We start from the raw sequence: 23,271 nt of genomic DNA, 5'->3' as shown, positions 1-23,271 counted from the left end.
TCGCTTATGATGCCGCCACATGCTTGAACAACGCATACAGCAACAATTCTTCGAAAGCGCCGACCTGCTCTACCAAGTGGCCGAGGCGCTGTCCCGCCCCGTCGCCACCGCGGCGCAAATGCTGGTGGACGGCATCACCGGCGGCGGTCGCGTGCTGTGCTGCGGCCTCGGCGCCTCGGCGCTGGATGCCAGCTACCTGGCGGCCCTGTTGGTGGGCCGCTTCGAACAAGACCGGCCCGGGCTGGCCGCCTGGAGCCTCGATGCCCAGGCGCAGCTGGGCACCAGCACCCCCGACAGCGCCGCCGCGCTGACGCGCCAGATCCAGACCCTGGGCCATCCCGGCGACCTGCTGCTGCTGTTCGAGGCCCAGGCCGCCAACGCCCATGCGCTCAAGCCGCTGCTGGACGCGGCGCATGCGCAGGACATGAGCGTGATCGCCCTCACCGGCAGCCAGGACGAGGAAATCCGCGGCCTGCTGCTCGACACCGATGTGCAGCTGAAGGTGCCGCACAGCCGCCAGGCCCGCGTGGCCGAGGCGCATCGCCTGCTGGCGCATTGCCTGTGCGACGCCGTCGATCTGCAACTTCTGGGCGCCGGCGAATGAGCCGCGCCCCCACCACCTACCAGAGCCGCCCATGACCCCGTCGAACTCCAGCCCCACCCGCCGCCTGGCCCTGCTTGCCACGCTCGCCGCAGCTCTGCTGGGTAGCGCCTGCGCCCCCCTGGTGGTGGGCGGTGCGATGGTGGGCGGTGCGCTGATGGCCACCGACCGCCGCACCTCGGGCACGCAGGTGGAAGACGAGGGCATCGAGTTCAAGGTCGGCGCCCGCCTGCGCGAGCAACTGGGCGATCGCGTGCACATCAACGTCAACAGCTACAACCGCATGGTGCTGTTGACGGGCGAGACCCGCAACGACGAAGACCGCGCGCGCGCCGAGCAGATCGCCGCCCAGGTGGAGAACGTCAACCGCGTGCTCAACGAGGTGGGCGTGGGCATGCTGAGCTCGATCTCCAGCCGCTCCAACGATGTCTTCATCGCCGGCAAGGTCAAGGCCAGCCTGCTGGATGCACGCGACCTGATGTCCAACGCCTTCTACACCGTGGTGGAGCGCGGCAATGTCTACCTGATGGGTCGCGTCACCGAGCGCGAGGCGCATCGCGCCAGCGAAGTGGCGCGCGGCGTCAGCGGCGTGCAGAAGGTGGTGCGCGCCTTCGAGATCATCAGCGAGGAAGAGCTTGCGCGCATCACGCCCAAGCCCGCACCGACCAAATAGGCCTTACTTCAGCCGCTTGATCAGGCTGGAGGTATCCCAGCGCCCGCCGCCCAGGGCCTGCACATCGGCGTAGAACTGGTCCACTACCGCGGTGACCGGCAGGCGCGCACCGTTGCGGCGCGCCTCGTCCAGCACCAGGCCCAGATCCTTGCGCATCCAGTCCACCGCGAAGCCGAAGTTGAACTGGTCGTCCACCATGGTCTTGCCGCGGTTGTCCATCTGCCAGCTCTGCGCCGCGCCCTTGCCGATCACGTCCAGCACCTGCTTCATGTCCAGGCCCGCCTTCTGACCGAAGGCGATCGCCTCGGCGAGGCCTTGTACCAGCCCGGCGATGCAGATCTGGTTCACCATCTTGGCGAGCTGGCCGGCACCGGGCGCGCCCACCAGGGTGACCGCGCGCGCAAACGCCAGCGCCACCGGCTGGGCCGCCGCGAAGGCTGCGGCATCGCCACCGCACATCACGGTGAGGGCGCCATTCACCGCGCCCGCCTGGCCACCCGACACGGGCGCATCCACGAACTGCAGGCCGCTGGCGCGCGCGGCGGCGTGCAGCTCGCGCGCCACCTCGGCCGAGGCGGTGGTGTGATCGACGAACACCGCGCCGGCTGCCATGCCGGCGAAAGCGCCCTGCTCACCCAGCACCACCGAGCGCAGATCGTCGTCGTTGCCGACGCAGGCAAACACAAACTCGGCGCCGGCCGCCGCTGCCGCGGGCGTGGCCGCGCTCGCGCCGCCATATTCCTTCACCCAGGCCTCGGCCTTGGCCGGCGTGCGGTTGTAGACGGTGACGCGATGGCCGGCGCGCGCCAGGTGGCCGGCCATGGGATAACCCATCACGCCAAGGCCGAGAAACGCCACCTTGCGCGGCGGGATGGGGTCGTAGTTGCGAGTGGGTGCGTTCATGCACCCAACTCTAAACGATCGTCAGGTGCTCGGTGCCGGAGGAGAGGTCGCCGCTGCGCGCGCGTTCGCTGTTCAGCTTGATCTGCAGGCGCAGATCGTTCACCGAGTCGGCGTTGCGCAGCGCGTCTTCGTAGTTGACGCGGCCGAACTCGTAGAGATCGAACAGGGCCTGGTCAAAGGTCTGCATGCCCTGCTCGCGCGAGCGCTTCATGATCTCCTTGATCTCGCCCACCTCGCCCTTGAAGATCAGGTCGGAGATCAGCGGCGTGTTGAGCAGGATCTCCACCGCGGCGACGCGGCCCTTGCCCTCGCGGCGCGGCAGCAGGCGCTGCGAGATGATGGAGCGCAGATTCAGCGACAGATCCATCAGCAGCTGGGCGCGCCGCTCCTCGGGGAAGAAGTTGATGATGCGGTCGAGCGCCTGGTTAGCGCTGTTGGCGTGCAGGGTGGCCATGCAGAGGTGGCCAGTCTCGGCAAAGGCCACCGCATGCTCCATGGTCTCGCGGTCGCGGATCTCGCCCATCAGGATCACGTCGGGCGCCTGCCGCAGCGTGTTCTTCAGCGCCATCTCCCAGTTGTCGGTATCGATGCCCACCTCGCGCTGGGTGACGATGCAGTTCTTGTGCGGATGCACGAACTCGACCGGGTCCTCGATCGTGATGATGTGGCCGTAGGTGCTCTCGTTGCGATGGTCGATCATCGCCGCCAGCGTGGTGCTCTTGCCCGAGCCGGTGGCGCCCACCACGATCACCAGGCCGCGCTTGGTCTGCACCACCTCGTTGAGGATGGGCGGCAGCTCCAGCGAGGCGATCGTCGGCAGCGAGGCCGGGATGGTGCGCAGCACCAGGCCCACATGGCCCTGCTGCATGAAGGCATTGCAGCGGAAGCGCCCCACGCCCTGCGGCGAGATGGCGAAATTGCATTCCTTGGTGCGCTCGAACTCGGCCGCCTGCTTGTCGTTCATGATGGAACGCGCCAGCTGCAGGGTGTGCTGGCCGGTGAGCGGCTGCGGCGAGACCTTGGTGACCTTGCCATCCACCTTGATGGCGGGCGGGAAGTCGGCGGTGAGGAACAGATCCGAGCCCTTGCGCGACACCATCAGGCGCAGCAGATCATTGATGAACTTTGACGCCTGATCGCGTTCCATACGGGTCCTTCAGTTCGGGCTTGCTGGAAAATTTTGCCGTCACTCACATGGCTGATGCCATATGAGTGACGTCGAACTTCCCGGGCCTCAGCCCGGGAAGTTCTCGGGGAACTTGGCCTTGGCGCGCGCCTCGGCGGGCGCGATCACATTGCGCCGCACCAGGTCGGTGAGATTCTGGTCCAGCGTCTGCATGCCCTGCTGGTTGCCGGTCTGGATGGCCGAGTACATCTGTGCCACCTTGTTCTCGCGGATCAGGTTGCGGATCGCCGAGCTGCCCAGCATGATCTCGTGCGCCGCCACGCGGCCGCTGCCGTCCTTGAGCTTGCACAGGCTCTGCGAGATCACCGCCACCAGCGATTCCGACACCATCGCGCGCACCATTTCCTTCTCGGCCGCGGGGAACACGTCGACGATACGGTCCACCGTCTTGGCGGCCGAACTGGTGTGCAGGGTGCCGAACACCAGGTGGCCGGTCTCGGCCGCGGTGAGCGCCAGGCGGATGGTTTCGAGGTCGCGCATTTCACCCACCAGCACCGCATCCGGGTCCTCGCGCAGCGCCGAGCGCAGCGCGTTGGCGAAGCTCAGCGTGTGCGGGCCGACCTCGCGCTGGTTGATCAGGCACTTCTTTGATTCGTGCACGAACTCGATCGGGTCCTCGATCGTCAGCACGTGGCCGTACTCGCTCTCGTTCAGGTGGTTCACCATCGCCGCCAGCGTGGTGGACTTGCCCGAGCCAGTGGGCCCGGTCACCAGCACCAGGCCGCGCGGCTTGAGCGCCAGATCGGCAAACACCTTGGGGCAGTTGAGCTGCTCCAGCGTGAGGATCTTGGACGGGATGGTACGGAACACCGCACCGGCGCCGCGGTTCTGGTTGAAGGCATTGACGCGAAAGCGCGCCAGGCCCTGGATCTCGAAGGAGAAGTCGACCTCCAGCGTTTCCTCATAGGCCTTGCGCTGCGAGTCATTCATGATGTCGTAGACCATGTCGTGCACCTGGCGGTGCTCGAGCGGCTCGACATTGATGCGGCGCACATCACCGTGCACGCGGATCATCGGCGGCAGGCCGGCCGAGAGGTGCAGGTCGGAGGCCTTGTTCTTGACCGAGAATGCCAGCAGTTGGGTAATGTCCATGATTGGGGCAGAAAGCGTGGGCCATTATGGCGACGATCTCCGAGAACATACAAGAACTGCACCAGCGCATTGCCAGGGCCTGCGAGGCCGCCCATCGCCCCGTGCAAAGCGTCACATTGCTCACCGTCAGCAAGACGTTTCCAGGCGACGCCGTGCGCGCCGCCCATGCGGCCGGCGAGCGCTGCTTCGGTGAGAACTATGTGCAGGAGGGGCTCGACAAGATCGCCGAACTCGCCGACCTGCGCGGCGCGCTCGAGTGGCATCTGATCGGGCCGCTGCAAAGCAACAAGACGCGCGTGGTGGCCGAGGCCTTCGACTGGGTGCACAGCGTCGATCGGCTCAAGATCGCGCAGCGCCTGTCCGAGCAACGCCCGGCCGGGCTGGCGCCGCTGCAGATCTGCCTGCAGGTGAACATCAGCGCCGAGGCCAGCAAGAGCGGCATCAGCCTGGCCGAGCTGCCGGCGCTGGCCGCGCAGGTGGCGGCGCTGCCGCGCCTGCGGCTGCGCGGCCTGATGGCCATTCCCGAACCCGCGGGCGATTTCGAGGCGCAGCGCCGGCCGCATCGCGCCCTGGCCCAGGCCCTGGCCGAGCTGAATCGGCAAGGCCTGACCCTCGACACGCTGAGCATGGGCATGAGCGCCGACCTCGAAGCCGCCATCGCCGAGGGCGCCACCATCGTGCGCGTGGGCTCGGCCATCTTCGGCAGCCGCGCCGCCAGGGCGTGAGCACCGGCCCGCGCTACCTGGCCCTGGCCGACGAGCTCGGCGCGCTGATACACAGCGGCGCGCTGCGCGCCGGCGACCGCCTGCCCTCGGTGCGCCAGACCTGCCAGACCCGGCATCTGAGCCCGGCCACGGTGTTCCAGGCCTATTACCTGCTGGAGTCACGCGGCCTCGTCAGCGCCGCGCCGCGCTCGGGCTATTTCGTCAACGCGCTGCCGCTTGGCGCCAGCCCGCGCACCTCGCAGCCCTCGGCGCAGCCCGGGCCGGTGGCGGTGAGCGAGCTGGTGTTCGAGGTGCTGGGCGCCTCCAGCGCCGCCGCGCTGCTGCCGCTGGGCTCGGCCTTCCCGGCGGCCACGCTGTTCCCGCTCGAGCCGCTGCGGCGCGCCCTGCAGGCCGGCATGCGCAAGCTCGAGCCCGCCCAGATCACCGCCGAGCTGCCGCTCGGCCACGAGGGGCTGCGGCGCCAGATCGCGCTGCGCTATCTGCGCCTGGGCATCAGCGTGGCGCCGGACGAGATCGTGCTGACGAATGGTGCGCTGGAAGCCCTCAACCTGTGTCTGCAGGTGCTGACGCGACCGGGCGATGCGGTGCTGATCGAGGCGCCAGGCTTCTACGCCGCGCTGCAGGCGCTCGAGCGCCTGGGCCTGCGCGCCATCGAAGTGCCCACCCATGCCGGCGAGGGTGCCGATCTGGATGCCATGGCCGCGCTCATCGCCGAGCACCGCCCCAAGGCCTGCTGGCTGATGACGAGTTTCCAGAACCCGCTCGGCAGCCTGATGCCGGCCGACAAGAAACGCGCCCTGGTGGCGCTGCTGGCCGGCGCGGGCATCCCGTTGATCGAGGACGATGTCTATGCCGAGCTGCACCACGGCCCCGACGCCGCGCTGCCGGCCAAGGCCTATGCGCCGCAGGGTCAGGTCTTGCATTGCGGCTCCTTCTCCAAATGCCTGGCGCCGGGCTACCGGGTCGGCTGGGCCGCGCCCGGGCCCTATCTGCGCCAGCTGCAACGCCTCAAGCTGATGAGCAGCCTGGGTGTTTCGCTGCCGGCCCAGGCCGGCCTGAACGAGTACCTGCAGGGCGGCGCCTACGATGCACATCTGCGCCGCCTGCGCGCCGCGCTGGCCAGCCAGCAGCAGGCCATGCTGGCCGCCCTGCAAGCGCAGCTGCCGGCGGGCGCGCGCATGACCCGGCCGCGCGGCGGCTACTTCATCTGGGTGGAACTGCCGGCGGCCTGCGACGCGCTGCTGCTGCAACGCCAGCTGCTGGCCGAAGGCATCAGCACGGCGCCGGGGCCGATCTTCTCGGCGCGCGCCGAGTTCCGCCATTGCCTGCGCCTGAACAGCGGCCACCCCTGGGATGCGCGCATGGCGGCCGGCATCGCGCGCCTGGGCGCGCTGGCCAAGGCACAGCTGGCGCACTGATCCGGTCGCGCCGGGCCGGCACTGATCCTGTGCGGGTCGGCCGCCGGCTGGCAAGATGCCGGCCCATGCCCCGACTGATTCTGCTCTGGCTGCTGGCCCTGCTGCCGCCGCTGGCCGGCGCCCAAGCGCCGTTCGAAGACAGCATGGCCCAGCGCATGCAGGCCTGCACCCTCTGCCATGGCAAAGAGGGGCGCGCCGCGCCGGACGGCTACTACCCGCGCATCGCCGGCAAGCCGGCCGGTTATCTTTACCAGCAGCTGCTGGCCTTCCGCGACGGCCGTCGCCACTACGGCCCGATGCGCGAGCTGCTCGCGCCGCTCAGCGACGCCTATCTGCAGGAGATCGCGCAGCACTTCGCGCAACTGGAGCTGCCCTATGCGGCGGCTCAACCCGCCGCCCTGCCGGCGCAAGACCTGGCACGCGGCCAGGCCCTGGTGCGCCAGGGCGACGCGAGCCGCGGCCTGCCCGCCTGCAGCGCCTGCCATGGCGAGGCGCTGTTGGGTGCCCAGGCGCGCATCCCCGGCCTGCTGGGCCTGCCGCGCGACTACCTGAACGGCCAACTCGGCGCCTGGCGGGCCGGCCAGCGCCGCGCCGCCGCGCCCGACTGCATGGCGGAGATCGCCAAGCGCCTGCGCCCCGAGGAGATCAACGCCATCTCGCATTGGCTGGCCGGCCAGACCGTGCCCGTGGGGGGCAAGCCGGCGCCCAGCCCGCCCATGCCCGCGCCGATGCGCTGCGGAGGCCTGCCATGAGCTGGCGCCATGCGCTCGCCGCGCTGGCGCTGTGCCTGCTGGCCGGCCCGGCCAGTGCCGCGCCCGACACGGCACAGATCGAGCAGGGCGCCTACCTGGCACGCGTGGGCAACTGCATGGGCTGCCACACCCAGGCCGGCGGCCAAGCCTATGCGGGCGGGCGCGCCATCCCCACGCCCTTTGGCACGGTGTTCGCCCCCAACCTGACCCCCGACCCGGCCACCGGCCTGGGCCGCTGGAACGCCGAAGATCTCTGGAACGCCCTGCACCATGGCCGCAGCCGGGATGGGCGCCTGCTCAGCCCCGCCTTTCCCTACGACAACTACACCCTGCTGAGCCGCGCCGACAGCGACGCCATCCACGCCTATCTGCGCAGCCTGCCGGCGGTGGTGGCGCCGGCACGCGCCCATGGCTTGCGCTTCCCCTACAACACGCAGGCCGCGCTACGGGTCTGGCGCGCGCTCTTCTTCCGCCCCGGCGAATACCGCCCCGAGCCTGGCCGCGACCCGGCCTGGAACCGCGGCGCCTATCTGAGCCAGGGCCTGGCGCATTGCAGCGCCTGCCACGGCCCGCGCAATGCGCTGGGCGCAAGACCTGGCCCCGCGGACTTCAGCGGTGCCGCCCTGCCCGGCATGGGCTGGTACGCGCCCTCGCTGCACGACCGGCGCGAGGCCGGCGTGGCCGGCTGGGCCGAGGCCGATCTGATGCAATGGCTGAAGACCGGCACGGCCGCGCCCGGCAGCGCCCTCGGGCCGATGGCCGAGGTGGTGCTGGGCAGCACCCGCCACCTCAGCGAGCCGGACCTGCGCGCGATGGCGCGCTATCTGCAATCCCTGCCGCCGCAGGCACGGCCGCGGCCGCCGGCCCAGGCCGCCGCGCCCGCGCTGCGCGCGCAAGGGCGAAGCGCCTACCTCGACCATTGCGCCAGCTGCCATGGCCGCGATGGCGAGGGCCGCCCCGGCGCCTATCCGGCGCTGCGCGGCAATCGCACCGTGCTGATGGAGCCGCCCACCAACCTGCTGCGCGTGATGCTGCAGGGCGGCTTCGCGCCCGCCACGCCGGGCCATCCGCGCCCCTACGGCATGCCGCCCTTTGCGGGCCAGTTGAACGAGGCCGAGCTGGCCGCGATCGCCAGCTATATCCGCCAGGCCTGGGGCAACCAGGCAGGCGCCGTGCAGGCCCTGCAGGTGCTGCAGCACAAGGCCACGCGTTAACCCTTAGACGCGATCAAGCAAGCCCCCGAACGGGGGATCAAGGCTCGGCCGAGCGCGGAAAACGTCACGGCGCCGAATTGTTGCAATGTGTCACGGCGCGGCGCGCGCCGGCACACTCCGGGCTGCTGTTGAGGCGGCCGCCAGGGCGCTCACAACAGCCGTCATGCAACCCGTTTCGCACACGGCCGAAGATTCCGCGACAGATGTCACAGCGCCAGATTCCCTCCCGTGTTTACCCGTATCCAGCAGCCGCACAAGGGCTCCGACAACCGGCTGCAGGCTGATCGCCTGCAGCGAACCTACAAGACTCCGACCTGAGGGAACTTCTGATGAAGCTTCTGTCCCAACTGCGCATCGGGCAACGCCTGGCGCTGAGCTACACCCTGCTGATCCTGCTGCTGATCGCGATCGGCAGCTATGGCGCCTACAGTGCCAACCGCCTGTCCAAGGATCTCGACCGCACCGCCAATTCCAGCCTGGTGAAGATCGCCAGCGCCAACGCCCTGGAAGGCAATGTCAACGTGGTGGCACGCGCCGCCCGCGACCTGCTGCTGCTGGACGAAGCGCGCCAGATCAAGAAGCAGAACGCCGCCATCGAAGCCGCGCTGCAGGACAGCGAGAAGCAGCTCGCCGGCCTGGAAGCCACGCTGGACGGCGCCAAGGAGAAGGACTTGATGGGCCAGGTGCGCGAGCGCCAGGGCAAGTTCTTCGCCGCCGTGGCCAGGTTCCAGAAGGTGCAGAAGGACGCCTCGCCCGATGAGGCGCGCGAAAGCCTGATCACCGATGTGCGCCCGGCCCAGCAGGCCTACCAGGACGGCCTCAAGGGCCTGGTCGATCTGCAGTTCGAAAGCGCCAGCGACCTGGCCAAGTCGGGTGCCGAGATCGCCAGCAACTCCGTCATCGTGACCGCCGTGCTGGTGGTACTGGCGGTGCTGATCGGCGGCGGCGGTGGCATCACCATCGCGCGCTCCATCGTGGTGCCGGCGCGCCAGGCCAAGGACGTGGCCCAGGCCATCAGCGCGGGCGATCTGTCGCAGCACATCGAGGCCGACGGCCAGGACGAACTCAGCCAGATGCTGCACGCCATGCGCGACATGCAGCTGGCGCTCTCGGGCGTGGTCAGCAGCGTCAGCTCGGCCGCCGGCGAGGTGGCACAGAACTCCAGCGAGATCGCCGGCAGCAATGTCGACCTCTCCGACCGCACCGCGCGCTCGGCCGCCAGCCTGCAGAACACCGCCGCCTCGGTGGAGCAGATCGCCTCCAACCTGCACGGCGCCAGCGAACTCACCCGCAAGGCCGCCGGCATCGCCACCAAGGCGCGCCAGTCCGCCTCGGCCGGTGGCCAGGTGGTCTCGCAGGTAGTGGCCACGATGGAAGAGATCAGCAGCAGCTCGCGCAAGATCGGCGACATCATCGGCGTGATCGACGGCATCGCTTTCCAGACCAACATCCTGGCCCTGAACGCCGCGGTGGAAGCGGCGCGCGCCGGCGAGCATGGCCGCGGCTTTGCGGTGGTGGCCTCCGAGGTGCGCGCGCTGGCCTCGCGCTCGGCCGCTGCCGCCAAGGAGATCAAGGTGCTGATCCAGGAATCCTCGGTGAAGGTGGAGAACGGCACGGCGCTGGTCAACAACGCCGGCATCACCATCCGCAGCGTGGTCGACGAGGTCAACAACATGGGCCAGCTGATCGAGGAGATCTCGCATTCGGCCCAGGAGCAGGCCAGCGGCGTGGGCGTGGTGAACCAGGCCATGAACGAGCTGGACCGCACCACGCAGCAGAACACCACCTTGGTGGACGACCTCTCGCGCTCCACCGACGCGCTCAAGAACAGCTCCTCGCGCCTGCTCGAGGCGGTGGGCTTCTTCCGCGCCACCACCGCCTGAAACAGGCCAGACCCTTTCCCTGCCGTAACGAAGAGAACCGATATGAAAGCCTTCCACACCTTGACCCGTTCCGCCGCCGCCTGCTGCGCCCTGCTGGCCCTGGCCATCAGCGCCCATGCCGCGGTGCCGAAGATCGTCAAGAAGGTGCCGCCCGAATTCCCCGCCGAGGCCTCGCGCAAGTCGATCACCACCGGCACCGTGAAGGCCAAGATGGCGATCGATCCGGACGGCAAGGTCTCTTCCGTGGACATCATCGAGGCCGAACCCCGCAAGGTGTTCGACAAGGCCGTCACCGCCGCGCTGATGGACTGGCGCTTCGAAGCCTCGGGCGAGAAGCAGACCCACGAGGTCAAGCTGGTGTTCAAGAACGAGGACTGAGTCAGGACTTCGCACATGCCCTGCGGCATGTGCAAAGCCAGACTCAGGCCCACGAAAGGCCCTGCTCCGCAGGGCCTTCTGCATTTCATCCATCTGCATGACCTAAATCAAGGAATGCACTGACGCGCCAGGCCTCGCTTGCTAGAGTCGGTATAGCGGACACGGTGCCATCAGAGCGCCCCCCATCGCAAGGACAGCCATCGACCCCACAGGGACGGATCGGCGGCACAAGCGGAGGTGTCATGAGAGTCAACACGCCGGTAAGCCAGCGGGAATATCCCTTCCCCAAGGGCGAGACGCTGGTCTCGACCACGGACCTGCAGGGCCGCATCCTGTATTGCAACGAGGCCTTCATCGAGGTCAGCGGCTATACGCGCGAGGAACTGCTGGGTCAGCCCCACAACCTGATACGCCACCCGGACATGCCCAGCGAGGCCTTCCGCGACATGTGGGCCACCATCCAGAGCGGCCAGCCCTGGTCGGCGCTGGTGAAGAACCGCCGCAAGAACGGCGACTACTACTGGGTGCAGGCCAACGTCACGCCGCTGCTGGACGAACGCGGCCGGCCCAACGGCTATATGTCGGTGCGCACCGAGGCCAGCGCCGCGGCCACCGCGGCGGCCGAGCAGCTCTATGCCGGCATGCGGGCGCAGGCCGCCCAGGGCCGGCTCACGCAGGGCCTGCACGAAGGCCTGCTGGTGAACATGACGCCGCTGGGGCAGTTGCGCCGCCGCCTGCAGCCGGGCCTGGCGGGCCGCATGCGCCTGCTGATGGCGCTGCCGGCCCTGCTGGGCTTCGGCCTGGCCAGCCTGCCGCTGCCCGGCGCACCGCGCTGGCTCTGGGGCCTCGCCGTCGCGGCGCTGTGCGCCTGGCTGGGCGGCAGCTATCTGGCCGGCCTGGCGATCGCACCGCTGCGCAAGCTGGTGAGCTTTGCCAACCGCATGGCCGCGGGCGACCTGACCCAGAGCCTCAGCGAGCAACGCCGCGACGAGGTGGGCCAGATCGCGCGCGCGCTGGCCCAGCTGAACGTGAACCTGATGTCCATCGTGCGCGACGCGCGCGTCGGCGTGACCGAGCTGCACCATGGCACGCAGGCGATCTCCGAGGGCAATGCCGATCTGTCGGCGCGCACCGAGACGCAGGCCAGCAATCTGCAGCAGACCGCCTCGTCGATGGAGCAGATCACCAGCACCATACGCGCCAGCACCGAGATGGCGCAGAGCGCGGCCCGGCATGCCGCCGCCGCGCTGGCGGTGAGCAGCAACAGCAACCAGGCGGTGGCCGCGGTGGCGCGCAGCATGGAGAGCATCAGCTCGGCCTCGGCGCGCATCGCCGACATCATCCAGGTGGTCGACAGCATCGCCTTCCAGACCAATATCCTGGCGCTCAATGCCGCGGTGGAAGCGGCGCGCGCCGGCGAGCAGGGGCGTGGCTTTGCGGTAGTGGCCTCCGAGGTGCGCGCGCTGGCCCAGCGCACCAGCACCGCCGCCCGCGAGGTGCGCGGCCTGATCGCCGAGTCCAGCGAGCGCGTCGCCGAGGGTGGCCAGCAGGTCCAGCAGGCCCAGCAGGCGATGGGCGAGATGCAGCATGCGGTGGACGATATGCACCAGCTGATCAGCCGCATCAGCCATGGCATGGGCGAGCAGATGCTGGGCGTGGAGCAGATCAACAGCGCGGTGGCCCAGCTCGACACGCTGACGCAGCAGAACGCCGCGCTGGTGGAGGAGGTGTCGGCCTCGGCCATGGGCCTGAACGAACAGGCCCAGGCGGTGGAGGATTCGGTCAGCGTGTTCAGGTTGCGCGGCCATGAGCAGCGCGCCGCGCCCGACGCGGTGGCCCTGCGGCGTGCCGCCAAGGCGGGCTTGCAGCGCGCCGCCTGAGTGACGCCCGGGCGACGCCGCACGCAATCATGAAATAAGCCACAACCGCGCCCACCGCCGGCAGCGGGCGGGCGGGCTGATCGACGCAGCGCAGCGCTTTGGCCGCATCATGCGTGCTCCACTCCTGCGTATCAGCCATGGATCCCAGCCGCGTGCGCCTGTTCGAGCCGGACGACGAAGTCGCCCGCCTCCAGGCCATGCTGGAGCAGGCGCCCAAGGGCGCGGCCCTGCGCACCGAGCTGATCCTGGCCTGGCAGCTGCGCGAACGCGACACCGCGCGCGCGCGCCAGCTGGCCGATGACATCGCGCACCGGCTCGCCGCCGCCCCCGAGCATGCCGCCGAGCGCGCCGGCCTGCAGCCGCGGCTGCGCCTGCTGCAGGCCGAATGCCTGCGCCTGCAGGCCGAGCTGCCGGCCGCCTTGCTTGAGGCGCAGGCCGCGACGAGCGAATTCAACACGCAGGGCGATCGCTGCGGCATGGTCGATGGCTGCTGGGTGCAGGCCCTGGTGCTGGCCAACCAGGGCCAGACGCAGGCGCGCGATGCCGTGCTCGAGCAGGGCATCGTGCTGGCCCAGGCCGCCGGCGACGAGGAACGCCAGCTCATCCTGGAAGCCACGCTGGGGCGCTACCAGTCCTTCCGCGAGCTGCGCGCCGCCGAGCAGCGCTGGTCCGAACGCTTCACCGCCCTGCTGCCCGGGCTGCGCGCGCCGGCCGCCGCGGGCGTGCACCTGTTCTTCGGCAGCTGCGCCTACCGCGCCAGCGACTATGCCGGCGCGATCCAGCATTTCAACCGCGGCTTCGAGGCGGCCGTCAAGAGCGGCCAGCTGCACAACGCCATCACCGCGGCCGGCAATATCGGCAACGCCTTCACCAGCCTGAACGACCACGACACCGCGCTCGAGTGGGTGCAGCGCGCCCTCGAGCTGGCGCGCCCCACCGGCTGGCCCGCCAGCGTGGGTGCCTGCCTGAGCCAGATGGGCGAGACGCTGCGCCGCCTGCAGCGCCTGGATCTGGCCGAGGCCCTGCTGGAAGAAGCGCTGCAGACGCTCAAGCCGCTGGAGGCCTCGCGCAACTACGCCGTGGCGCTGAAGTACCGCGCCGATCTGGCGCTGGACCGCGGCGCCTACCAGCAGGCGCTGGACTGCTATCTGATGCTGGAGCAGCGCTCCAGCGGCCCGCAGGGCGGCGACCTGCAGCTCGAAATGCAGTGCGGCAAGGCCAAGGCCCTGCTGCAGCTAGGCCAGCTCGAGGCCGCCGGGCGGGTCGCGCAGGAGGCCTTGCAGCAGGCGGTGCAGGCCGGCCTGGACGACCAGCAGGTGGAGGCCCGCCAGGTGCTGGCGGCCATCAGCGGCCAGCTGGCGCGGCAGGGCCGGCAGCCCGAGACCAGCGCGCTCGAGCATCTGGAGCAGGCCCTGCAGGTGGCCGGCCGCATCGCCGGCTACCAGGCCTCGGCCGATCTGCTCAGCGACCTGGGCCACGCCTATGCGCAGGCCGGCCGCCATGCCGAGGCCTACGCCGCCTCCGAACAATCGGTGGCCACGCGCGAGCGCCTGCACAGCCAGGTGGCCCACCAGCGCCTGATGGCCCTGCAGCTGCGCCACATGACCGAGAACGCGCGTGCCGAGGCCGCCCACCACAAGCAGATGGCCGAGGCCGAGGCCAAGCGCGCCGCCCTGCTGCAACGCACCAGCGTGACGCTGGAGCGGCTCGGCGCGATCGGCCAGGAGATCACCGCCCATCTGGACGCCGAATCGGTGTTCCTGACCCTGCACCGCCATGTGCACGCCCTGCTCGATGCCGCGGGTTTCTGCGTCTACCTGATGGATGCCGACGGCCTGGCCCTGACCTCGGTGTTCGACATGGAAAACGGCCAGCGCCTGCCCAGCGAGCGCGTCGCGCTGAACGACCCGCATTCCAACTCGGCGCGCTGCGTGCGCGAGCGGCGCGAGCTTTCGGTGCACCTGGCCGCCGACGGCAGCGACCCCAGCCAGGTGCCCGGCACCATGCGCACCCTCAGCGCCCTGTTCGCGCCGCTGATGGTGGGCGAGCGCGTGCTGGGCGTGATGACGCTGCAGTCGCCGCATGCCAATGCCTATGCCGAACACGAGTGGCTGATCTTCCGCAGCCTGTGCGCCTATACCGCGATCGCGCTGGACAACGCCAGCGCCTACCGGCACCTGAAGGATGCCCAGGCCCAGCTGGTGGCACAGGAGAAGCTGGCGGCGCTGGGCGCCCTGGTGGCCGGCGTGGCGCATGAGCTCAACACGCCGATCGGCAACAGCCTGCTGATGGCCTCCACCCTGCAGCAGCGCAGCGAGGAGATCACCCAGGCCGCACAGGACAACAGCCTGCGGCGCTCGGCCCTGATGAGCTATCTGGCCGATGCCAGCTCCGCCTCGCAGCTGATCGCGCGCGGCCTCAGCACCGCCGCAGCCCTGGTCGCCAGCTTCAAGCAGGTGGCGGCCGACCGCACCACCGAGCAGCGCCGCGTGTTCGACCTCGCGCACACCAGCCAGGACATCGTCGCCACCATGATGGGCGCGATCCGCAAGAGCGGCCATGCGATTGCGCTGGAGCTCCCCGAGGGCATCCGCATGGACGCCTACCCCGGCCCCTTCGGCCAGGTGCTCACCAACCTGATCAACAACGCGCTGCTGCATGCCTTCGAGGGCCGCAGCCGCGGCCGCATGCTGCTGACGGCCGCGCCGGCCAGGCCCGGCTGGGTGGAACTGCGCTTCAGCGACAACGGCCGCGGCATCAGTGCCGAGCATCTGCACCGCATCTTCGAGCCCTTCTTCACCACCAAGCTGGGCCAGGGCGGCAGCGGCCTGGGGCTGTCGATCAGCTACAACATCGTGAAGAGCCTGTTCGGCGGTGAGATCCAGGTCGAGGCCGCCCCCGGCGGCGGCTGCTGCTTCGTGCTGCAGCTGCCGCTGAGCGCGCCCGAACAGCCGCTGGATGCGCGCCTGGCCGCGCCCGAACGCTTTTCCTGAGCCCGGGCGCCCAAGTCCGGGACAATGCGGACTTCGACAGCAGCAGCACAGCGAGCACAGACGAGATGGCGATTCAATGGTTCCCCGGGCATATGAACACGACCCGGAATGCGATCAAGGAGCGCATGAAGGGCGGCATCGACGTGGTGATCGAGCTGCTCGACGCGCGCTGCCCGGGCGCCAGCGCCAACCCCCTGCTGGCCGAGCTGACCGACAGCAAGCCCACCCTCAAGCTGCTCAACAAGCAGGACCTCGCCGACCCGGCGCGCACCGCCTTGTGGCTGGCTCATTACAACGCCCTGCCCGCCACCCGCGCGATCGCGCTGGACACCGCCATGGTGGCGCCCGCCAAGGCGCTGGTGGCCGCCTGCCGCGAGCTGGCGCCGAACCGCGGCGGCATGGCCAAGCCGCTGCGCGTGCTGATCTGCGGCATCCCCAATGTGGGCAAGTCCACCCTCATCAACACCCTGGTGGGCAAGCGCTCGGCCAAGACCGGCGACGAGCCCGGCATCACCAAGGTGGAGCAGAAGATCGTGCTGGACCAGGACGTCTACCTGTTCGACACCCCCGGCATGCTGTGGCCCCGCATCAGCATCGAGCAGGCCGGCTACAACCTCGCCGCCAGCGGTGCGGTGGGCCGCAATGCCTTTGACGAGGCCGAGGTGGCGCTGGAACTGCTGCACTATCTGCGCGCCGAATACGCCGGCCGGGTGGAGGAGCGCTACAAGCTCGCCAGCAGCGTCGACGGCGGCGAACTGGACGACGAGGGCCTGCTCACCGCGATTGGTCGCAAGCGCGGCGCCATGCTGGGCGGCGGGCGCGTCAGCCTGCAAAAGGCCGCCGAGGTGCTGATCTACGAATTCCGCCAGGGCCTGCTGGGCCGCATCACCCTGGAGACGCCGGAGCAGTTCGCCGCCTGGGCGGCCGCCGCGGCACTGGCCGACCAGCAGCGCCTGGAAAAGATCGCCGCGCGCAAGCGCAAGACCAAGACGCCGCAGCGCGGTGGTCCGGTGGCGGAAGACGAGCAATAAGTCACATCCCGGGGCAGACACTGGGGTTTGTCATGAGGCTCACACAGTGGCGCGGCATGGTGCCGGCATGTTCACCCACTTTGCCGACCTCACCACCATGCCCAGCCTCAGCATCCGCAAGCGCCTCATCCTGGCCGCCGCCTTCGTGGGCCTGTGCATGGCCGGCCTGGCGCTCTATGCGCAGCTGAGCCTGCGCGCCAGCGAACAGGCCACCGAGGCCTTCTTCACCCGCCCCCAGGTGCAGGCGCGCCAGGCCGGCGAACTCAAGGCCGCGCTCGGCACGCTCTTCATGCACGAGAAGAACATGCTGATCAGCTACGAGCTGCTCAGCGAGGCGCAGCGTCATGAGCAGCTATGGCGGGCCAGCTGGCGCGAGGCCGAGGGCCTGCTCGCCAGCCTGCGCGCGCTGCGGCCCGATGCGGAAAGCAGCGCCGCGCTGGCCGAGCTGGAGGCCGGCCTGCGCGGCTACCGCAGCGGCTTCGAGCCGGTGATGAAGGAGGTGCTGGAGGAGCGCCTGCTCACCCCGGCCGAGGGCAACCGCGCCATGCAACCGGTGCTGCCCGCGGTGCAGCGCGCCCAGGCCGCGCTGCAGACCCTGGTGCGCGTCAGCGCGGCCCAGGCCGACGAGGCGCGCGCGGCGCTGGAGGCGCGCGCCCGCCACACGCGCTGGGTGCTGACGCTGGGGCTGAGCGTCTGCCTGGCGCTGTGCCTGGCGGTGCTGCTGCTCACCACCCGCTCGGTGGTGCGCGCCATCGGCGCCGCGCGCGCCGCCGCCGAACGCATTGCCGCCGGCGACCTCAGCGTGGCGATCGTGCCGCAGGGCGACGACGAGGCCGCGCAGATGCTGCTGGCGCTGGCGCGCATGCAGCAAAGCCTGGCCGGCCTGGTGGGCGAGGTGCGCGACACCACCGCCGGCCTGCATGCCGCCTCGCAGGACATTGCCAGCGGCAACCAGGACCTGAGCGAACGCAGCGAGCACAGCGCCTCCAGCCTGCAGCAGACCAGCGCCAGCATGGCCCTGCTGAGCGACAAGGTGCAGCGCAGCGCTGCCGATGCGCAAACGGCCCGCGCGCTGGCCAGCGACGCCAGCCGGGTGGCCACGCGCGGCGGCGAGGTGGTGGCCCAGGTGGTGCAGACCATGGACGAGATCCAGGCCAGCTCCAAACGCATCGGCGACATCGTCGGCGTGATCGACGGCCTGGCGTTCCAAACCAATATCCTCGCCCTGAACGCGGCCGTGGAGGCGGCGCGCGCCGGCGAGCAGGGCCGCGGCTTCGCGGTGGTGGCGGCCGAGGTGCGCAGCCTGGCGACGCGCTCGGCCGAGGCCGCCAAGGAGATCAAGCAGCTGATCGGCGCCTCGGTGCACAAGGTGGGCAGCGGCACCGCGCTGGTGGTGGATGCGGGCCAGACCATGCAGGACATCGTGCAATCGGTGCGCAGCGTCAGCGCCACCATCGCCGGCATCAGCGCCTCGGCCCAGCAGCAAAGCCAGGAGCTCGGCGAGGTCAGCAGCGCGGTGGCGCAGCTGGACGAGCTGACGCAGCGCAACGCCGCCCTGGTGGAGCAATCGGCGGCGGCGGCCGAGGGCCTGCGCGAGCGGGCCGAGCGCCTGCAGGGGCTGGTGGCGGGCTTCCGCTGCTGAGCGTTCAGCCCAGGCCCAGCAGCACCCGCGCCTCAGCCGGGCTGGCCACCGCGCGGCCGGCGCGCTCGGCGCATTGCGTCAGCGCCTGGATCAGCACGCCATTGCCGCTGGCGCGCTCGCCATCCGGCAGGTAGAAGGTGTCTTCCAGGCCGGTGCGCAGCATGCCGCCCAGCTCGGCGGTCTTCTGGTGCACCGGCCAGATCTCGCTGCGGCCGATCAGGGTGGTCTGCCAGAGCGCGCCGGGCGGCAGATAGCGCGGCAGCAGGGATAACAGCTCGGCGTCGCAGGGCATGCCCGAGGCCACGCCCATGACGAAGTTGAGGTCGGGCGTGCCGCGGTACATGCCGGCCTTCAGGTACATGCCCACCGCGCGCACGATGCCGACATCGAAGCACTCGAACTCGGGATGCGCGCCGCATTCGGCCATCACGTCCAGAAAGGCCTGCACCTTGGCCACCGGGTTGTCGAACACCATCGGCGGCCAGGCCCAAGTGCCATCGTCCTTGAGCTTGAGGTAGTTGAGGCTGCCGGCATTGCAGGCGGCGATCTCGGGGCGCACGCGGCGTATGCAGGCCGCCGGGCCGGCGATGTCGGGGCCGATCACCCCCGTGGTGAGGTTGATGATGACGCCGGGGCAGGCGGCACGGATGGCCGAGACGACGCTGTCGGCCACCTCCGGGTCCCAGCTGGGCAGATGGCTCAAGCCCTCCTCCTGCATGCGCAGATGCACATGCATCACCGAGGCGCCGGCGTTGAAGGCGTCGCGCGCCTCACTGGCCATCTGCGCCGGCGTCACCGGCACCGGATGCTGCCTGGGGTTGGTGAGCACGCCGGTGAGCGCGCAGGTCAGGATGGCTTTGTTGTCCATTCAGTTGTCCTCGAGTTCAACGAGCAGGGCGCCGGCCGCGACCGATTCGCGCGGGCCCACATGCAGGGTCTTGACGCGCCCGGCGCGCCCGGCGGTGAGCCACATCTCCATCTTCATGGCCTCGACGCTGAGCAAGGCCTGACCCTCGGCAACGCTGTCGCCCTCGGCCACCAGCACCTGCGCCACCAGGCCGGCCACCGGGGCGCGGGCATGGGCGGGGTTGTTGAGATCCCGCGCTTCAGGGAAGGCCGAGGGTTCGTGGAAACGGAACACCGCGGCGCCAGCGGCGAGCTCCAGGCTGCCGGCCTGCTCGTCGCGCAAGGCAATCACGCTGCGCTGCACGCCGTCCAGACTGATGCGCCAGCGCCCCGCGGCGTCCTGGCCCAGCAGGCTGAGTTCATGCACTTGTTCACCGGCTTGCAGGCGCAACTGGCGGCCGCCGACCGTTGCGCGCCATTGCCGGCGCTGCTCTCCCTGCTGCAGGCTGAGATCGAAACTCGCCACGCTGGCGGGCCGCGGCGCGGCGGGCGTCGGCACCATCAAGACCAAGGCCGCGGCGATCAGCCAATCCGACTCGCTGGGCTCGGGGGCAGGCAAATGCCAGCCGTCCAGCGAGGCGGTGTGCAGGCGCGCCTGGCGGAAGTCCGGATGGTCCAGCAGCTCGGCCAGGAAGCAGGCGTTGTTGGCGATGCCCAGCAGGGGCGCATCGGCGAGCGCCGCGCGCAGGCGCCGGATCGCGTCCTCGCGGTCGCGCCCATGGGCGATGAACTTGGCCACCATGGCGTCGTAGTGCGGCCCGACCTCGCCGCCCTCGGCCACGCCGGCGTCGATGCGCACCCCGGGGCGCAGCGCCAGCTCGGGCCGCCACCAGGCGATGCGGCCGGTCTGCGGCCGGAAACCCTCGTAGGGGTTCTCCACGTAGAGCCGCGCCTCGATGGCATGACCCTGGAACTGCACGTCCTGCTGGGCAAGCGGCAGGGGCTCGCCGGCGGCGATGCGCAGCTGCCATTCCACCAGGTCCAGGCCGGTGACGCATTCGGTCACCGGGTGCTCGACCTGCAGCCGCGTGTTCATCTCCAGGAAGTAATGCTTCAGTTCGGCATCGACGATGAACTCGACCGTGCCCGCGCCCACATAGCCCACCGCCTGCGCGGCCGCCACCGCATCGGCTCCCATGGCGGCGCGCATCGCCGGGCTCACCAGCGGCGAGGGCGACTCCTCGATGACCTTCTGGCGGCGGCGCTGCGCGGTGCAGTCGCGCTCGCCGAGGTGGATGCAAGCCCCTCGGGCATCGGCAAACACCTGGATCTCGATGTGGCGGCCTTCGGTGATGAGGCGCTCCAGCATCAGCGTGCCGTCGCCAAAGGCGCTCTCGGCCTCGCGGCGCGCGCTCGCGATGGCGCCCGCCAGTTCAGCGGCCCGATGCACCACCCGCATGCCGCGCCCGCCGCCGCCGGCCACGGCCTTCACCAGCAGCGGGTAACCCAGCTTCATCGCCTCGGCGCTGAGCGTGGCCTCGTCCTGCTGCTCACCCAGATAACCGGGCACGCAGGGCACGCCGGCCGCCAGCATGCGCCGCTTGGCCGCCGACTTGCTGCCCATGGCCGCGATGCTGGCCGCCGGCGGCCCGATGAACACCAGGCCCGCGTCCGCGCAGGCCTGGGCAAAGTCGGCGCGCTCGGAGAGAAAACCGTAGCCCGGATGGATGGCGTCGGCGCCGCTGCGGTGCGCGGCCTCCAGCATCGCCGCGATGTCCAGATAGGACCCAATCTGCAGGGCCTCATCGGCCTGCGCCACATGGGGCGAGCACGCGTCCGGCTCGGTGTAGACGGCCACGCTGCGATAGCCCAGCGTGCGCGCCGTGCGCATCACCCGGCAGGCGATTTCGCCGCGGTTGGCGACAAGAATCTTGCTAAACATGGCTGCTCCGCGGCTCAATCGCCGCTTGCTGCGCGAGCCAGGCGATTTGGTGTTCGCTCACATGCTGCGCATATGAGCGCTCCCCCGCGCCTGCGGCGCGACCGCCGCGGTTGGCGATGAGGATCTTGCTGAAACTGCTGCTCATACGGGCGCCCATGCCGGTTTGCGTTTCTCGAGAAAGGCGCTCACGCCCTCCATGCCCTCGGGCCCCAGCGCCGCGCGGGTAAAGGCCTCGGCCGCCTCGTCCACCAGGCTGGCCGGCGCATGCAGGCGCGCGCGCGCCATCAGCTGCTTGGTGGCGGCCAGCGCGGCCGGTGCGCATTGCAGGATCTCGCCCAGCACGCGCTGCAGGGCCGCATCCAGCTCGGCGCCAACGCCGTGCAGCTCGTGCAGCAGGCCCAGGGCCAGGGCCGCGCGCCCATCGAGCTTGCCGCCGGTAACGGCAAGGCGGCGTGCCTGCGAGTAGCCCAGGCGCTCCACCAGAAAGGGCGCGATCTGCGCCGGCACCACGCCCAGCGAGGTCTCGGGCAGACGGAAGCTCACCGTCTCGCCGCCCAGGGCCACGTCGGCCACGCAGGCCAGGCCGAAGCCGCCGCCCATCACCACGCCCTCCAGCAGCGCCACGGTGGCCAGCCTGCTGGCCGCGAAGGCGCCGCAGAGATGGCCGAAGGCGGCATTCATCTCGGCCAGCACGGAAGGGCCTTCGTCGGCCAGGCGCATGCGCGCGCCGGCCATGTCCTTGAGGTCGCCGCCGGCGCAGAAATGCCCGCCCGCACCGCGCAGCACGATCACGCGCACCGTGGCATCGGCCTCGGCCGCCGCGAGCGCGGCGCGCAGCTCGGCCACCATGGCCATCGAGAGCGCGTTGCGCAGCTCGGGGCGATTCAGCGTCAGGTGCAACACGCCGCCCTCTTGGCGCAGCAGCAGGGTCTGGTAGTCGGCCATATCGCTCAGCCCTTCGGCAGCGTGCCTTCGAGCTTGCAGATGATGGACAGCATCACCTCGTCGGCGCCGCCGCCGATCGAGACCAGGCGGCCATCGCGGTAGGACTGGCTGATGGGGTTGTCCCAGGTGAAGCCCATGCCGCCCCAGTACTGCAGGCAGGAATCGGACACCTCGCGGATCAGGCGGCCGCATTTGAGCTTGGCCATCGAGGCCAGCTTGGTGACGTCCTTGCCCGCCACATATTGATCCACCGCCGCGTAGGTGAGCGCGCGCAGCGCCTCCACCTCGGTGCGCAGCTCGGCCAGGCGGAAATGCACCACCTGGTTGTCGAGGATGGACTTGCCGAAGGCCTTGCGTTCGCGCGTGTAGCCGATCGTCAGGTCGATCAGCCGGTCCAGGTTCTTCAGCGAGCTGGCCGCGCCCCAGAGCCGCTCCTCCTGGAACTGCATCATCTGGAACATGAAGCCCATGCCCTCCTGGCCGATCAGGTTGCGCTGCGGCACGCGCACGTTGTCGAAGAAGAGCTGGGCGGTGTCGGAGGCGTCCATGCCGATCTTGTGGATCTTCTGGCGCGTGATGCCGGGCAGGTCCATGGGCACGACGATCAGGCTCTTGTTCTTGTGCACCGGGCCATCGCTGGTGTTGACCAGCAGACAGCACCAATCGGCCTGCATGCCGTTGGTGATCCACATCTTGCTGCCGTTGATCACATAGTCGCCGCCCTCCTTCTTCGCGCTGGTCTTGATGGCGGCCACGTCCGAGCCGCCGCCGGCCTCGGAGACGCCCAGGCAACCGACCAGATCGCCGGCGATCGAGGGCGCGAGGAATTCGCGCCGCAGTTCGTCCGAGCCGAAGCGCGCCAGCGCCGGCGTGCACATATCGGTGTGCACGCCGATGCCCATCGGCACGCCGGCGCAGTAGCAGGTGCCCAGGGCCTCGGCCATCACCATCGAGTAGCTGAAGTCCAGGCCCGCACCGCCGAATTCCTCGGGGTATTTCAGGCCCAGCAGGCCCAGCTTGCCCAGCTTCTTGAAGACCTCGTGGGCCGGGAACTGCTCGGCCTTCTCCCACGCGGGCACATGGGGGTTGAGCTCCTTCTCGACAAACTTCGTGACCGTGTCGGACAGGGCACGGTGTTCTGCGCTGAATTGCATCTCGGGTCTCCTC

At 70.0% G+C, this 23,271-nt stretch carries 20 protein-coding genes; 12 read left to right on the top strand and 8 right to left on the bottom strand.

All coding sequences use genetic code 11. The annotated features are described in order from the left end of the window. Window positions 1–19 precede the first annotated feature (19 nt). Together AC3WQY_RS04720 and AC3WQY_RS04715 are read left to right on the top strand one after the other, a co-directional pair. The gene (locus AC3WQY_RS04720) at window positions 20–604 is read left to right on the top strand and encodes an SIS domain-containing protein (protein ID WP_285230845.1); all 585 of its coding nucleotides are present in this window, start codon (window positions 20–22) and stop codon (window positions 602–604) included. A gap of 31 nt (window positions 605–635) precedes the next feature. Then, window positions 636–1,274, top strand: a complete 639-nt coding sequence (locus AC3WQY_RS04715; RefSeq protein WP_492706241.1) for a BON domain-containing protein — start codon at window positions 636–638, stop codon at window positions 1,272–1,274. Between the two features lie 3 nt (window positions 1,275–1,277). Here AC3WQY_RS04715 and AC3WQY_RS04710 read toward each other — a convergent pair whose 3' ends face one another. The 3 genes from AC3WQY_RS04710 to AC3WQY_RS04700 form a co-directional block, all read right to left on the bottom strand. Next, window positions 1,278–2,177, bottom strand: a complete 900-nt coding sequence (locus AC3WQY_RS04710) for an NAD(P)-dependent oxidoreductase (RefSeq protein WP_492706239.1) — start codon at window positions 2,175–2,177, stop codon at window positions 1,278–1,280. 10 nt (window positions 2,178–2,187) lie between these two features. Next, a complete protein-coding gene (locus AC3WQY_RS04705) occupies window positions 2,188–3,324 on the bottom strand; it encodes a PilT/PilU family type 4a pilus ATPase (RefSeq protein WP_285230842.1) in 1,137 nt (378 codons plus the stop codon). Window positions 3,325–3,411: 87 nt separating this feature from the next. Beyond that, entirely contained in the window at window positions 3,412–4,455 is a 1,044-nt protein-coding gene (locus AC3WQY_RS04700; RefSeq protein ID WP_492706236.1) for a type IV pilus twitching motility protein PilT, read from the bottom strand. Between the two features lie 26 nt (window positions 4,456–4,481). On the opposite strand from AC3WQY_RS04700, the gene AC3WQY_RS04695 reads away from it, so the two are divergent. The 10 genes from AC3WQY_RS04695 (at window position 4,482) to AC3WQY_RS04650 (ending at window position 18,371) form a co-directional block, all read left to right on the top strand. Continuing rightward, window positions 4,482–5,180, top strand: a complete 699-nt coding sequence (locus AC3WQY_RS04695; RefSeq protein WP_492706234.1) for a YggS family pyridoxal phosphate-dependent enzyme — start codon at window positions 4,482–4,484, stop codon at window positions 5,178–5,180. Continuing rightward, window positions 5,177–6,598, top strand: a complete 1,422-nt coding sequence (locus AC3WQY_RS04690; RefSeq protein WP_492706232.1) for an aminotransferase-like domain-containing protein — start codon at window positions 5,177–5,179, stop codon at window positions 6,596–6,598. The genes AC3WQY_RS04695 and AC3WQY_RS04690 overlap by 4 nt, the downstream gene beginning before the upstream one ends. A gap of 65 nt (window positions 6,599–6,663) precedes the next feature. Next, complete coding sequence (locus tag AC3WQY_RS04685) at window positions 6,664–7,350, top strand: c-type cytochrome (protein ID WP_492706230.1); 687 nt, start codon at window positions 6,664–6,666, stop codon at window positions 7,348–7,350. After that, a complete protein-coding gene (locus AC3WQY_RS04680; protein WP_492706228.1) occupies window positions 7,347–8,564 on the top strand; it encodes a c-type cytochrome in 1,218 nt (405 codons plus the stop codon). The genes AC3WQY_RS04685 and AC3WQY_RS04680 overlap by 4 nt, the downstream gene beginning before the upstream one ends. Before the next feature lie 329 nt (window positions 8,565–8,893). Next, window positions 8,894–10,447, top strand: coding sequence for a methyl-accepting chemotaxis protein (locus AC3WQY_RS04675; RefSeq protein ID WP_492706226.1), 1,554 nt, complete (start codon window positions 8,894–8,896; stop codon window positions 10,445–10,447). Window positions 10,448–10,489: 42 nt separating this feature from the next. Further along, on the top strand, window positions 10,490–10,825 hold the full coding sequence (locus AC3WQY_RS04670; RefSeq protein WP_492706224.1) for a TonB family protein: 336 nt from the start codon (window positions 10,490–10,492) through the stop codon (window positions 10,823–10,825). A gap of 242 nt (window positions 10,826–11,067) precedes the next feature. Beyond that, window positions 11,068–12,705 carry a methyl-accepting chemotaxis protein gene (locus AC3WQY_RS04665; RefSeq protein WP_492706222.1) on the top strand — a complete coding sequence of 546 codons (1,638 nt, stop codon included), beginning with the start codon at window positions 11,068–11,070 and terminating at the stop codon, window positions 12,703–12,705. A 137-nt stretch (window positions 12,706–12,842) separates the two neighbouring features. Continuing rightward, window positions 12,843–15,698 carry an ATP-binding protein gene (locus AC3WQY_RS04660; RefSeq protein ID WP_492706220.1) on the top strand — a complete coding sequence of 952 codons (2,856 nt, stop codon included), beginning with the start codon at window positions 12,843–12,845 and terminating at the stop codon, window positions 15,696–15,698. A gap of 65 nt (window positions 15,699–15,763) precedes the next feature. Further along, window positions 15,764–16,729: a ribosome biogenesis GTPase YlqF gene (gene ylqF, locus AC3WQY_RS04655; RefSeq protein WP_285230832.1), complete on the top strand. Its 966-nt coding sequence runs from the start codon at window positions 15,764–15,766 to the stop codon at window positions 16,727–16,729. 67 nt (window positions 16,730–16,796) lie between these two features. Continuing rightward, window positions 16,797–18,371, top strand: coding sequence for a methyl-accepting chemotaxis protein (locus AC3WQY_RS04650; protein ID WP_492706217.1), 1,575 nt, complete (start codon window positions 16,797–16,799; stop codon window positions 18,369–18,371). Between the two features lie 4 nt (window positions 18,372–18,375). Here AC3WQY_RS04650 and AC3WQY_RS04645 read toward each other — a convergent pair whose 3' ends face one another. Genes AC3WQY_RS04645 through AC3WQY_RS04625 form a run of 5 tightly spaced genes read right to left on the bottom strand, consistent with a single transcriptional unit; the run spans window position 18,376 to window position 23,258 of the window. Then, window positions 18,376–19,239 (bottom strand): beta-keto acid cleavage family enzyme, encoded by an 864-nt coding sequence (locus AC3WQY_RS04645; protein WP_492706215.1) that lies wholly within the window; start codon window positions 19,237–19,239, stop codon window positions 18,376–18,378. Then, window positions 19,240–21,159 carry an acetyl/propionyl/methylcrotonyl-CoA carboxylase subunit alpha gene (locus tag AC3WQY_RS04640; RefSeq protein WP_492706213.1) on the bottom strand — a complete coding sequence of 640 codons (1,920 nt, stop codon included), beginning with the start codon at window positions 21,157–21,159 and terminating at the stop codon, window positions 19,240–19,242. Then, the gene (locus tag AC3WQY_RS04635) at window positions 21,152–21,304 is read right to left on the bottom strand and encodes a hypothetical protein (protein ID WP_492706211.1); all 153 of its coding nucleotides are present in this window, start codon (window positions 21,302–21,304) and stop codon (window positions 21,152–21,154) included. The genes AC3WQY_RS04640 and AC3WQY_RS04635 overlap by 8 nt, the downstream gene beginning before the upstream one ends. Further along, window positions 21,301–22,104: an enoyl-CoA hydratase/isomerase family protein gene (locus tag AC3WQY_RS04630; protein ID WP_492706209.1), complete on the bottom strand. Its 804-nt coding sequence runs from the start codon at window positions 22,102–22,104 to the stop codon at window positions 21,301–21,303. The genes AC3WQY_RS04635 and AC3WQY_RS04630 overlap by 4 nt, the downstream gene beginning before the upstream one ends. 5 nt (window positions 22,105–22,109) lie before the next feature. Then, window positions 22,110–23,258, bottom strand: a complete 1,149-nt coding sequence (locus AC3WQY_RS04625; protein ID WP_492706207.1) for an acyl-CoA dehydrogenase family protein — start codon at window positions 23,256–23,258, stop codon at window positions 22,110–22,112. Window positions 23,259–23,271: the final 13 nt, after the last annotated feature.

Source organism: Roseateles sp. FW301-B2, from assembly GCF_058788955.1.
This window is presented reverse-complemented; position numbering and strand designations above follow the sequence as displayed.